The following is a 12713-nucleotide window of genomic DNA, read 5'->3' on the forward strand; positions in this document are numbered from 1 at the left end:
CCTCACCGCCGGCGCCCGACCGGGGCCAGTACGCTGGACGGGTGCCCACCCGATCCGCTCTCCCCACCCGGGTGCTGCTCGTCTGCGCCGCGATCGGCGTGGCCACCGGCCTCGTCGGGGGGATCGCCGGCTGGATGACCCTCGTGGTGCTGCCGCTGGCGCCCTGGGCGTACGGACTCGTGCTGGGCTCGCACGTGCTCCCCGGGATCGTGGCGCAGGAGGTGCTGCGCCGCCCGCTCGTGGCCCTGCTGTCCCATGTGCTCGCCGCGCTCGTCGCGAGCGCGTTCAACCCGGTGTGGTTCCCGCGGTTCCTCGGCACCGCGCTGCTGTTCGGACTGATCCAGGAGGGCGTCGCCGCCCTCACCCGGTACCGCGCGTGGGGCCCCTGGCGTTTCTTCATCTCCGCGGTGGTGATCGGCGGGGTGATCGCGGTGGTCGTCTTCTTCGCGGTCGATCTCGGGTCGATGATGCCGTGGGCGCAGATCGCCTACCTCACGATCGCCGTCGCCGGACCGGTCGCCTGGACCGCGGTGGGTCTCGGCGTCGGCACGGCGTTGCGTCGCGCCGGCGTCGCCCAGCGCTGAGCCGTCCGCCGCCTGCCCGTCCGGGGCTTTCCGCCGACTGCTGTTCGCGAATCAAATTAGGACAGGCTAACCTAGGATCACCCGCAAGATCGAGGTGACCCGTGCCGTCGTCCGCTCCCCTGATCCGCGTGCGCGAGCTCTCCCTCACCCACGCGGGCGAGAACGACCCGTCGCCGCACGACCTGACCGCCGACATCCGGCCCGGCGAGGTCGTCCTCCTGCTCGGCCCGAGCGGTTCGGGCAAGTCGACGTTCACTCTGGCCCTCAACGGCCTGATCCCGCACTCCGTCCCGGCCGCCGTCGACGGCACGGTCGAGATCGCCGGGCACGACACCGCGACGACCCCGGTCGCCGTGCTCAGCACGCGCGTGTCCATGGTCTTCCAGGACCCGGACGCGCAGCTGGTGACCGGATCCGTCCTCGACGAGGTCGCGTTCGCGCTGGAGAACCTGCGGCTCCCCGTCGACCAGGTGCTCAGCCGATCCGAGCGCGCGCTGCGGCGCCTCGGGCTGTGGGAGCGCCGTGCCGAGAACCCGGACCGGCTGTCCGGCGGAGGACGCCAGCGTCTCGCGATCGCGGCGGCGGTCGCGATGCAGTCGCCGATCTGCGTGCTCGACGAGCCGACCGCCAACCTGGACCCCGCGGGCGCCGCGGAGGTCTACGCGGCCCTGCGCGATCTCGCCGCGGACGGGGACCGGGCGATCGTCCTGGTGGAGCACGACCTCGACGCCGCCATCGACCTCGCCACGCGCGTCATCGTCCTGGACCAGTCGGGCCGCCCGGTGTTCGACGGCCCGCCCGCGGAGATCCTGCGCGCGCACGCGGACGAGCTCGCCGAGCTGGGCGTGTGGCTCCCGACGGCGACGCTCCTCGCCCGGCGCCTGCGCGCCCGCGGCGTCGTCCTCGATCCGCTCCCCCTGACGGCCGACGACCTGCGCACGGCCCTCGCTTCCTCCCCTTCCCCCTCCGTGCCCCCGTCCCCCTCCCCGTCCGTGCCCCCGTCCCCCTCCCCGTCCGTCGAGTGGTCAGTTTCTGTGGGTTCCGAGGCGGGGAACCCGCAGAAACTGACCACTCGACAGGGGGCGCAGGAGGACGCGCTCATCCGGGTGCGCGGACTCGATGTCGTGCGCGGCCGCACACCCGTGCTGCGCGGCGTGGACCTCGACGTCGCGAGCGGGTCGATCACCGCCGTGGTCGGTCCCAACGGATCGGGCAAGACCACGCTCGTGCAGGCGATCGCCGGGGTCGTCCCGCCCCCGCGCGGGCGGATCCGGGTCGCCGACCTCGACCCGGCGACGGCGACGCCCCGGGACCTGACCGACCGGATCGGGTTCGTCTTCCAGAACCCCGAGCACCAGTTCGTCGCGGCGTCCGTGTTCGACGAGCTCGCACACGGGCTCCGGGTGCGGCGGGTCCCCGCCGACGAGATCCGCGCGCGGGTGACCGCGATGCTCGCCCGCTTCGGGCTGGAGCGGAAGGCGCAGGTGCACCCCTTCCTCCTCTCCGGCGGAGAGAAGCGACGCCTGTCCGTCGGCACCGCCCTGATCACCCGGCCCCGGGTGCTCGTGCTCGACGAGCCCACCTTCGGTCAGGATCGGGCCCGGGCCGCGCAGCTGCTCGCCCTTCTGCACGAGCTGCGCGACGAGGGGACGACGATCCTGCTCGTGACGCACGATCACGCGCTCGTCGCGGAGCACGCCACGCACGTGGTCGTCATGGACGGCGGTCGAGTCCGAGCCGCCGGGACCACGGCGGAGCTCCTGCAGGCCGGCCCGGAGAGCGGCTTCGCCCTGCCCGCCGCCCTCGCCGCCGTCCCCGCCGCGCTGCATCCCCTCCTCGAGTGGTCAGTTTCTGCGGGTTCGACGGCGCTCAACCCACAGAAACTGACCACTCGACGCTCCGGTACCGCGTCGACGGAGGGCGCCGGATGAGCGCCGACACCGCGCCGGTCGCGATCCCCCGCGCCCCGTCGTCCGCGGATCCGTACGCCGAGCCCGCGCCGGCGCCGCGCCGCGCCTTCCTGCACGCCCTGAACCCGCTCGCGAAGCTCGGCGCGGCGGTGCCGGCCATGATCGTGCTCGCGTTCGTCCGCGACCTCGCGACGCCGGCCGCGTTCCTCGCCCTCGCCTACGCCCTCATCCTGACCGGGGCTCGGCTCACGCGGCGCGCGCTCCTCCTGCTGCTCGTGGGCCTGCCCGTCGGGATGCTCCTGCTCGCCGCGACGTTCGCGGTCTGGGTCGACGCGTCCCTCGTCGACGACACCGCCGCCGTGCTGACCGTGGGCCCGTGGACCCTGTTCGCCGGCGCGCTGCAGATCGGCGCGGCCACCGCCCTGCGCCTCGGCGCGATCCTCGCCCTCGCGCTGATCGGCGGCCTCACCACGACCGGTCCCGACCTGGTCCGCGCCGGGGTCCAGCAGCTGCGCATCCCGTACCGCGTCGGCTACGCGGCGCTGGCCGCCTACCGCTTCGTCCCGCGGTTCGGCACGGAACTCTCCGTGATCCGCGCCGCCCACCGGGTGCGCGGGTACGGCGCCGGGGGCGGACGGGGTCCGTTCGCCCGCATCGCCCGGGGGTGGGGGTACATCGTGCCCCTGCTGGCCGGAGCGATCCGTCACGCCGAACGCGTCGCCCTGGCGATGGACGCGCGCGCCTTCGGGGCGTACCCCACCCGCACCGAGCGCCACCTCGTGCCCTTCCGGACGCGGGACGCCGTCTTCCTCGTCCTCATGATCGCCGCCTCGGCGGTGATCTTCACCGTCTTCTTCCCCTGGCAGCTCCCCTGAGCGCCGCGAAAGGAACGCCATGGCATACAGCAAGCAGGTCAAGCCCGCCTCGACCGACCTCATCCCGCTCACCGTGCTGCGGACCGAACGGTTGTCCCCGCACTGGATGCGGGTCACGCTGGGCGGCGGAGGGATCGATCGGTTCCGCCCCCTCGGCTACGACCAGTGGTTCCGCCTGTTCCTGCCGCTCGGGGGCGAGGAGGGGCTGGCGCGCGTGCCCGCGAAGGCGAACAGCGTGCTCGGATACCTGAAGTTCCTGCGGATCCCGGACGGCGAGCGGCCCGTGATGCGCAACTACACCGTGCGGGCGTTCCGGCCCGCGACGGCCGGCCGCCCCGCCGAGCTCGACGTCGACTTCGTGCTGCACGGATCGGCGGCGGACGGCACCTCGGGCCCGGCCGCGCGGTGGGCGGAGACCTGCACCCCCGGGGAGAACGTCCTCATCATCGACGAGGGGCTGTGGTTCAACCCCGAGCGCGGTCAGGAACGCGTCCTGCTCGTCGGCGACGAGACCGCGCTGCCGGCGATCGCCTCGATCTGCGCCTCCCTGCCCGACACGGCCGCCGGCGTCGCGCTCATCGAGGTCCCCTCCGCCGAGGACGCCCTCGACTTCCCGCATCCGCCCGGGGTCACGGTGGAGTGGATCGTGCGCGGCCACGACGAGGCACCCGGCCGGCCCGCCCTGGAACGGCTGCGGGCGCGTGAGCTCCCGCCCCAGCCCTTCCACGCCTATGCCGCCGGGGAGCAGTCACTCGCGTCGGGCGTGCGCAAGCTGCTCGTCGGGGAGAGGGGCGTCGACAAGCACCAGGTCAGCTTCTGCGGCTACTGGCGGATCGGCGCCGCCTCTCCCTCGTCGAAGGCCGCCCGCGAGGCGGCGGCCGAGCCGCTCGCCTGACCGGTCCGACGCCCCCCCGACCGGTGCCGAGTCGGCGGTCTCGGCCGTCCGGGCGGGCAGCGGTCAGCGCGACGCCGAAGCGCCCTCGGATCCGCGGATCCGAGGGCGCTTCGTCGGCGATATCGCCCGGCCGTCAGCGCTTGCCGGCGATCTGGCGTCCGACCAGCTCGCGCATGATCTCGTTCGTGCCGCCGTAGATGCGGTGGACGCGCGCGTCGAGGAACGCCTTCGCGATGGGGTACTCGGTGATGTAGCCGTAGCCGCCGTGGAGCTGCACGCCCGTGTCGAGCACCTCCCACTCGCGCTCGGTCGCCCAGAACTTGAGCTGAGCGGCCTCCTCCGCGCTGAGCCTCTCCGCCGCGTAGAGCTTCAGCCCCCGGTCGACGTACGCCCACAGCGCGTCGACCGCGGTCGCCATGTCCGCGATCTTGAACCGGGTGTTCTGGAAGTCGATGATCCGCTCGCCGAAGGCTTCGCGGTCGCGGGTGTAGTCGACCGTCCAGGTCAGCGCGGCCTGCGCGGCGGCGGCCGCGGAGACGGCGATGGAGAGGCGTTCCAGCGGCAGGTTCATCATGAGCTGGATGAACCCCTGTCCCTCCTTGCCGCTGATGAGGTTCTCCTCCGGGACGAAGACGTCGGTGAACGACAGCTCGGCCGTGTCCCAGCCGTGGAAGCCCATCTTGCTGAGCTTCTTGCCGTGCTCGAAGCCCTCCATGCCGTTCTCGACGATCAGCAGGCTGAACGCGTCGGGGCGATTGCCCTCGCCGGTCTTCACGAACGTCACCACGATGTCCGCGGTCTTGCCCGAGGAGATGAAGGTCTTCGCGCCGTTGAGGATGTAGCCGCCGTCGACCTTCTTGGCGTTGGTCTTGATCCCGCGCAGGTCGCTGCCCGCACCGGGGTCGGTCATGGCCAAGGCGCCGAGGACCTCGCCGGTCGCCATCCGGGGCAGCCACTTCTCCTTCTGCTCCTGTGTGCCCATGTGCACGAGGTACGGCACCGCGAGGTCGTCCTGGATGCCGAGGGCTCCGGCGAGCGAACCGGCCCCCGCCCCGATGACCTCCTCGTTCACGATGGCGCGGAAGCGGTAGTCCTGCAGCATCCCGGCTCCGCCGAACTCCTCGGGCACCGAGAGCCCCAGGATGCCGGCCTCGCCGGCGGCGAGCATGGTGGCGCGATCGATCTCCCCGTCGGCCTCCCACTTCTCGATGGTCTCGTTCGAGACGTGGCGCTTCACGAAGTCCTTGACGAGGTCGCGGAAGGCCTCGTGGTCGTCGTCGTAGATGTCGCGTTCCATGCGCGCTCCTCCAAGTCGATCCGGTGCGTCGTTGCTCCCGTGATTCTAAGCGGGAGGCACGGTCCGGACGGAGCACATTGTGGGAATGCGTTCCGCGAAATGTGACACTGGGTATCGCGGTTGTGGGAAGCCGCCAGACGCGCCGTCGCGCACCGGCGACGGGCGCGGGCGGCGCCGGGCGCCGACCGCCTCAGCCGACGTAGTCGGGAGCCGGGGGGAGGCCGAAGAACTCCTCCAGCGAGGTGTATCCGGCCTCGTGGTACGCCCGCGCGATCTGCGGTCCGACGTACCGGAGGTGCCACGGCTCGGGGGCGTAGCCGGTCGCGTAGGTCTGGCCCTCGATGTAGCGCACGATGAAGCCGTGTTCCCAGCTGTGCTCCGCGACCCAGGCCCCCGCTGCGGTCTCCCCGAAGCCGTTGATCCCGGTGCACTCGCCCCAGATGCACTCCTCGACGTCGGCGGCGAGCCCTGTCTGATGCTCGCTGAAGCCGGGGCGCGCCGAGAGCGCGTCCGCGTCGTTCTGGCCGTACATCTGGACCTGACCCGAATACGTGGCGACCTGCATGTCGTACGACCGGTAGCCGCTGCCGAGCCCGAGGGCGCCGACGCCCGCCTCCTGGGACGCGGCGGACATCGCGTCCAGAGCGGTCGTCACGTCCGCGCGCAGCGGCCCGGCGAGGTCGTCCCCGATCAGGGCCGGCTCGCTCAGGGTCGACGGGGCGTACTGCACCGGGTTCAGCGGGCGGGTCTTGTTGACGACGACCCACAGCCGAGCCGGATCGGACAGGTCGATGCACGGGGCCGCACCGCTCACGACGGCGGCGCGGAAGGCCGCTCCGCCGCCGAACGCGGCGACCGCCGTGTCGTCGTCGCCCGCGGCCAGCGCCTGCTGCACCGCCGGATCCGCACACGGATCTGCCGGCGCCACCACCGTGAACTGCACCGCCGGGAGCTCCTCGACGACGGCCGGTCTCGGCGGATCCATCGACGCGACCGCGGCGACCGAGGCCTCCGGCCGCGCGCCCGCCGCGGATCCGTCGGCCAGCGACCAGATGACGCCGAGCACGGTCACCGCGAGGCCCAGCGGGACGAAGACGCGCAGCTTCGCCGAGCCCGCCAGGGCATGGCGAGCCACGGGTCGGTGCGGGGAGGTCACGCCCCCATTCTGGTACGGCTGCCTGCGATCTCGCCGAGATCGAAGATGATCACGACGACTTCTTGACTCAGTTTCGTTCTTATGTTCGAATGAGGGCATGCGCTGGCAGGGACAACGGATCGACGACACGGACGAGACGGCCCTGCCCGGGTTCGAGAACCGATCCGGGTTCCTGCGCAGCGTGACGACGCCCGAGTTCGACGGGATGACGTTCCACGAGGTGCTGGCGAAGTCGGCGCTCAACCACGTGCCCGGCCCCTCCAAGATGCCGTTCTCCTGGACGATCAACCCGTACCGAGGCTGCAGTCACGCATGCGTCTATTGCGTCGATCCACGCACACTCATTCTGTGCGCGGACGGTACGCAGCGTCGGTTGAGCGACCTCTCCGTCGGGGACGAGATCATCGGCACCCGGATCGAGGGCTCCTACCGGCGATACACCAGGACACGGATCAAGGCGAAGTGGCATACCCGCAAGAAGGCCTATCGCGTGACGCTCGCCGATGGAACCGAACTCGAAGCCAGCGGCGACCACCGTTTTCTCACCGACCGCGGGTGGAAGCACGTCGCGGATGCCGAGCGGGGACAGCGTCCGCACTTGACTCTGAGCAATCGGCTCCTCGGGTTCGGAATCGGCGGTCTGCGCGAAGCCGTGGCCACGGAGCATGCCATCGACGACGACCGCGACTACCGCCTCGGCTACCTCAGCGGGATGATCCACGGCGACGGGATGATCTTCCATGGTGTCTACCCCGGGGAACGACGCACTCGCCGAATCAATCTCTTCCGACTGGCGCTCAAGGATGAGGAAGCCCTTGAGCGAACCCGACGGTATCTGGAGGCCGAGTCGGTGCCGACGAGGACTCGCCCCTTCTCGGTGGCGACACCGACAAGGGCCGCGATGACAGCGATCCACTCCGGAGCCGTGGCACAGGTGGCCCGGATCGAGGAAATCATCCGCTTTCCCGAGTCGCCGTCGAGGACCTGGCGAATCGGATACCTGGCTGGAATCTTCGATGCCGAAGGCAGTTGTTCACGAGGAGTGCTGCGAATCTCCAACACTGATCCGCGCCTGCTCGAGATGGTGTGTTCATCACTCAGGTGTCTCGAGCTTCCCCACGTTCTGGAACCGCCACGGCCCAACGGCGTCCGAAGCGTACGGCTGACGGGCGGCCTTCCCACGCGCATGGCGTTCTTCGCGGAGACCAGGCCCGCGATCACGCGCAAGCTCAGTGTCGAGGGCCTGGCGGTGAAGACAGCGGCTGACCTTCGGGTCGTCAGCATTGATCCGCTGCCCGGTGAACGCGACCTCGTCGACATCACGACGGGAACAGGCGACTTCATCGCCAACGGTGTGATCAGTCACAATTGCTTCGCCCGGGGGACGCACACCTATCTGGATCTGGACGCGGGGCGGGACTTCGACACCCAGATCGTGGTGAAGGTGAACGTCGCCGAGGTGCTGGAGCGGGAGCTGCGACGCGGGTCGTGGCAGCACGAGACCGTGGCTCTCGGCACCAACACCGACCCGTACCAGCGCGCCGAGGGCCGGTACCGCCTGATGCCCGGGATCCTGCGCACGCTGGCGGAGTCCGGGACGCCGTTCTCGGTGCTGACCAAGGGCACGTTGATCCGCCGGGACATCCCCGAGCTCGTCCGTGCGTCCGCGGACGTGCCGGTCGACGTGCAGATGTCGATCGCGATGTTCGACGAGGGGTTGCGTCGGGCGATCGAGCCGGGCGCTCCCACGACGCAGGCGCGCCTGGACACGGTGCGGGCGCTGTCGGACGCCGGGTTCCGAGTGGGCGTGTTCCTCATGCCCATCATGCCGCACCTGACCGACTCCGTCGCCGCGATCGACGACGCCCTCAGGCGCATCGCCGCCGCGGGTGCCGACCACGTGATCCACGGCGCGCTGCATCTGCGCCCCGGCGTGAAGCCCTGGTTCTTCCAGTGGCTGTCGCAGCATCGTCCCGATCTGCTCTCCTCCTACCGCGCGCTGTACCCGGGAATGGCCGCGGAGGCGCCCAAGGCCTACCGGCAGTGGCTGGCGAAGCGGGTGCGACCGCTGGTCCGTGTGCACGGGCTGACGGCGCAGCACAGCGACGACCGCCCCCGGCGCCGTTCCTTCGCCGAGCCGCCGAGACACGACGCGTCGACGACCACACCGCCGAAACCCGCGACCCCGGCGGCGCCGATGCTGTTCTGAGCCGTGCCGGGAGCATCGTCGCCGCGGAAGGGCGCCCGTAAGCTGGCGGAATGGCTTCCCACGAAGACCTGCCGCTGTCGGAGTACGCCTTCCCCGGACCGCTGCGCGATCTCCTGGTCGGCGCGATCCTCGCCGGTGACAAGACGACCACGACGTTCCTGGTCCGCGAGATCGAGGTCGGCGTCGAGACGATGCCGACCGTCGGCGAGCGCTTCTCGGTGATCGACTCCGAGGGCAGGCACGTGGGGATCGAGACGATCGAGGAGGTGCGCGTCGCCCGGATCGCCGACATCGACCTGGAGCATGCGATCGGGGAGGGCGAGGGCTACACCACGGTCGCGGAGTGGCGCACGGCCCACGAGGGGTTCTGGCACGGCGAGCAGTACCGCGCGTTCATCGGGGACCCGGAGTTCCGCATCGACGACGACACGATGGCGGTGCTGGTGCGGTTCGGTTTCGAGCCCGCCGGAGCGATCGTCCCGGCGGGCCCGTCCCCGGTCAGCGGGTGAGGTCGGAGTCGGACGGCATCCGCCCCGCGATCTCCTCGATCACGTCGTCGCCGGGACGCGCCTCCTGGAACGGCGCATCGATCTCGGCGCGCTGCAGCAGCTCGCCCATCCGGCGCCGACGCTGACGCGTGATCAGCGTCACGACCCGACCCTCGCGCCCGGCACGCCCCGTGCGCCCCGCCCGGTGCAGGTAGGTCTTGTACTCGTCGGGGGCGTCCGCCTGGACGACGAGGTCGATGTCGTCGACGTGGATTCCGCGGGCGGCGACGTCCGTCGCCACGAGCACCTGGACCCGGCCGGACGTGAGCTTCTGCAGATTGCGCGTGCGCTTCGCCTGGTTGAGGTCGCCATGGAGCGAGACGGCGGGGATGCCGGCGTCCTCGAACTGCTCGGCGAGCATCTCCGCGTACGCCCGGGTCCGGGCGAAGACGAGGGTCTGGCCGTCGCGGTCGACCAGCGACGAGAGCACCTCCGCCTTGTCGCGGTGCTCGATGACGAGGACGCGGTGCTCGATGGTGCTGGTCTCCTGGCTCTCCCCGGCGACCTCGTACACGGCCGGGTCCACGAGGAACTCGTCGACCAGCGCCGCGACCTCACGGTCGAGCGTCGCGGAGAACAGCAGCTTCTGGCTGCGCTGGTCCCCGGGAAGCGCCGTCCCGGTCTTGCGCAGGATCCGCTGCACGGGCTCGACGAATCCCAGCTCGCACATGTGGTCCGCCTCGTCCAGCACCGCGATGCGCACCTCGGAGAGGTCGAGCTTGCCCTGTTCGATGAGGTCCTCGATGCGCCCCGGGGTGCCGATCACGATGTCGACGCCCTTCTTCAGCGCACCGACCTGTCGCGCCTGGGGCACGCCGCCGTAGATCTGGGTCGTGAACAGTCCCACGCTGCGAGCGATCGGCTGCACCGTGCGGTCGATCTGCAGCGCCAGCTCGCGCGTGGGGGCGAGGATGATCGCCCGCGGCGCGCGGCCGAACTCACGGCGCTTGCCCTTCTGGGACAGCAGGATGCTCTCCACGAGCGGCGCCCCGAAGGCGATCGTCTTGCCGGATCCGGTGCGTCCGCGTCCGAGCACGTCGCGCCCGTCCAGAATGGCCGGGATGGTGGCCGCCTGGATGGGGAACGGCGTCTCGGCGCCCATGCCGGTCAGGATCTCGGTGATGTTGGAGCCGAGACCGAGATCGGCGAAGCTGACGCCGTCGACCTCGGCCGCCACGACCGCCTGCGCCTGGAGCCGCTCGTGGACGACGTCCTCGATCGGCACGGCCGCGGCGGACGCGGGTGTGCGGGTCCAGTCATCGCGGCTCGGTCGGGTCTCCCGGGACGGCCGACGAGCGCCGCCCGCTGCGCGCGGACGCTCATCCCGACGCGGACGCTCATCCCGACGCGGACGCTCATCCCGACGCGGACGCTCATCCCGACGCGGACGCTCATCCCGCTCGAACCGCGGACGCTCATCCCGACGCGGGCGCTCGTCCCGACGCGGACGCTCGTCGAATCGGTCACGGTCGCCCCTGCGGTGCGGGGCGTCGATGCGTCCCGACTCCGCGCGGTTGCGGATCGTGCGCGCCTCGTCGCGTCCGCTCTTCTCCTGTGCCGTCCACCGCCGCTTCGGCGCCGAGGCGCTGTTCTCCTCCGCAGCGCGGTAGCCGCGATGCTTCGGCGACCGGCTCCCGGCGCGCGCGGAAGGCGTCCGCTCGGTCCGCTCGGTCCGCGTGTACCGCTCGTCCCGGTCCGGACGGTCGGCGGCGTACGCGTCCGCGCGACGATCGTCGCGCCCGGTCGCCGGGCGACCCTGGCGATGCCGGTCGTGGAAGCTCGTCTTCTTGGCGTAGCGCGGCTCGAAGTTGCGCGACGGGCGTCCGCCCTTGGGCTTGTGGTTCTTGGGCATGGGGTGTCCTTCTGGTTCTCGCACGAGAACAGCACCGCCGGCGCGCTCGTGGCGCGACCGCGGTTCACCCGGGCTGTCGTCGGCCGGGGGCCATTCCTGTGATGGTGGTCATGGCGCCGCATCTCTTCGACGACGCTCACCATCGGCCCCTGGGCTCACACTTCAGGAACAACGATCCCCGCGCCTCGACGTACGAGGGTGAGCGGGTGCCCGAAGCCGACCGCCCCAGTCTACCCGTCGGACCTGAGCGGCCGCTGGCGGTGCCGGCGACGCCTCGATCTGACCGGGCCGCGTGCACCAGGGGAGCGCGGTCGTACGATGACGGGATGACCTCTCCCACCGGCTTGCAGATCGACCTTCGCCGTGGCGACGTGACGGCGCGGGTCGCACAGGTCGGCGCCTCGCTGCGGCACCTGACGGTCGGCGGGACGACCGTCGTCCCGCCCTATCCGGACGACGAGCCGACGCCGCTGTGCTCCGGCGTGGTCCTGGCCCCGTGGCCCAACCGGATCCGCGACGGCGTCTGGCAGGACGGGGAGGTCACGCGAGCGCTGGCGATCACCGAGCCGAAGCTGCGCAACGCCAGCCACGGTCTCCTGCGCTTCGCGGCGTACGAGGTGGCCGAACAGGATGACGCCCGCGCCCTGCTCCGAGCGACGATCGTGCCGCAGACGGGATACCCGTACCTGGTCGAGACATCCGTGGAGTACGTCCTTGCCGAGGACGGGATCACCGCGACCCACGCGCTGACGAACCGTTCCGCCGCGGACGCGCCCGTCGCGCTGGGCACGCATCCGTTCGTCACCATCGGGGTCGCCGATCCGCGATCCCTCGTCCTGCGGATCCCGGCGGAGACGTACTTCGAGACCGACGAGCGACTGCTGCCGATCGGCGAGTCGCCGGTGACCGACGGCACGGATCTGCGACAGGGCCAGCGGCTCGGCGACGTCACGCTCGACACCGGGTTCGCCGCGCTGCGCCGAGACGCCGACGGCCGGGCCCGCAGCACGCTCGAGGCGCCCGACGGCCGCCGGGTGACGCTCTGGCAGGGCGAGGGATTCGACTTCGTCCAGGCGTTCACGACCGATCGCTATCCGGGCCAGGACCTCGCCGTCGCGATCGAGCCGATGACAGCTCCCGCCGAGGCGTTCAACTCCGGCCGGGGGCTGCGCCGCCTCGCCCCCGACGAGACCTGGACGCTGGAGTGGGGCATCGCCCTCACGTCCTGACCGCTCGCTCCCCTCCGCGCCCTCCCCGCCCGTCGAGTGGTCAGTTTTTGTGGGTTCAGGGCCGTTCAACCCACAGAAACTGACCACTCGATGAGGTGCTGGCGGGTCGGAGAGGGCGAGGCGGGCGGGGGCGGCGGTCGGCGACAGGAAGGGGCCGG

10 protein-coding genes are annotated in these 12713 nt (G+C 71.4%); 7 read left to right on the plus strand and 3 right to left on the minus strand.

Annotation, left to right across the window (positions count from 1 at the left end; translation table 11 throughout):
- Positions 1 to 41: 41 nt before the first annotated feature.
- From K8F61_RS11550 to K8F61_RS11565, 4 genes are all read left to right on the plus strand, one after another.
- A complete protein-coding gene (locus tag K8F61_RS11550; protein ID WP_231819214.1) occupies positions 42 to 584 on the plus strand; it encodes an ECF transporter S component in 543 nt (180 codons plus the stop codon).
- Positions 585 to 712: 128 nt separating this feature from the next.
- On the plus strand, positions 713 to 2515 hold the full coding sequence (locus K8F61_RS11555) for an ABC transporter ATP-binding protein (RefSeq protein WP_231819215.1): 1803 nt from the start codon (positions 713 to 715) through the stop codon (positions 2513 to 2515).
- Complete coding sequence (locus K8F61_RS11560; RefSeq protein ID WP_231819216.1) at positions 2512 to 3369, plus strand: energy-coupling factor transporter transmembrane component T family protein; 858 nt, start codon at positions 2512 to 2514, stop codon at positions 3367 to 3369. Before K8F61_RS11555 ends, K8F61_RS11560 begins: the two co-directional genes overlap by 4 nt.
- 19 nt (positions 3370 to 3388) lie before the next feature.
- Positions 3389 to 4264: a siderophore-interacting protein gene (locus tag K8F61_RS11565; RefSeq protein WP_067248113.1), complete on the plus strand. Its 876-nt coding sequence runs from the start codon at positions 3389 to 3391 to the stop codon at positions 4262 to 4264.
- Between the two features lie 133 nt (positions 4265 to 4397).
- On the opposite strand, the gene K8F61_RS11570 is transcribed toward K8F61_RS11565, so the two are convergent.
- Both K8F61_RS11570 and K8F61_RS11575 read right to left on the minus strand, forming a co-directional pair.
- A complete protein-coding gene (locus K8F61_RS11570; protein ID WP_219087031.1) occupies positions 4398 to 5561 on the minus strand; it encodes an acyl-CoA dehydrogenase family protein in 1164 nt (387 codons plus the stop codon).
- Between the two features lie 190 nt (positions 5562 to 5751).
- Complete coding sequence (locus K8F61_RS11575) at positions 5752 to 6717, minus strand: M15 family metallopeptidase (protein WP_231819217.1); 966 nt, start codon at positions 6715 to 6717, stop codon at positions 5752 to 5754.
- A 97-nt stretch (positions 6718 to 6814) separates the two neighbouring features.
- On the opposite strand from K8F61_RS11575, the gene K8F61_RS11580 reads away from it, so the two are divergent.
- Together K8F61_RS11580 and K8F61_RS11585 are read left to right on the plus strand one after the other, a co-directional pair.
- A complete protein-coding gene (locus K8F61_RS11580) occupies positions 6815 to 8926 on the plus strand; it encodes an intein-containing Rv2578c family radical SAM protein (protein ID WP_231819218.1) in 2112 nt (703 codons plus the stop codon).
- A 50-nt stretch (positions 8927 to 8976) separates the two neighbouring features.
- A complete protein-coding gene (locus tag K8F61_RS11585) occupies positions 8977 to 9435 on the plus strand; it encodes an ASCH domain-containing protein (RefSeq protein WP_231819219.1) in 459 nt (152 codons plus the stop codon).
- On the opposite strand, the gene K8F61_RS11590 is transcribed toward K8F61_RS11585, so the two are convergent.
- Positions 9425 to 11326 carry a DEAD/DEAH box helicase gene (locus K8F61_RS11590; protein ID WP_231819220.1) on the minus strand — a complete coding sequence of 634 codons (1902 nt, stop codon included), beginning with the start codon at positions 11324 to 11326 and terminating at the stop codon, positions 9425 to 9427. The genes K8F61_RS11585 and K8F61_RS11590 overlap by 11 nt on opposite strands.
- Before the next feature lie 326 nt (positions 11327 to 11652).
- Between K8F61_RS11590 and K8F61_RS11595 the strand changes: the two genes are divergently transcribed.
- Positions 11653 to 12555, plus strand: coding sequence for an aldose 1-epimerase family protein (locus K8F61_RS11595; RefSeq protein ID WP_231819221.1), 903 nt, complete (start codon positions 11653 to 11655; stop codon positions 12553 to 12555).
- The last annotated feature ends 158 nt before the right edge of the window (positions 12556 to 12713 follow it).

It is taken from the genome of Microbacterium resistens, assembly GCF_021172025.1.
GTDB classification, from domain to species: domain Bacteria; phylum Actinomycetota; class Actinomycetes; order Actinomycetales; family Microbacteriaceae; genus Microbacterium; species Microbacterium resistens.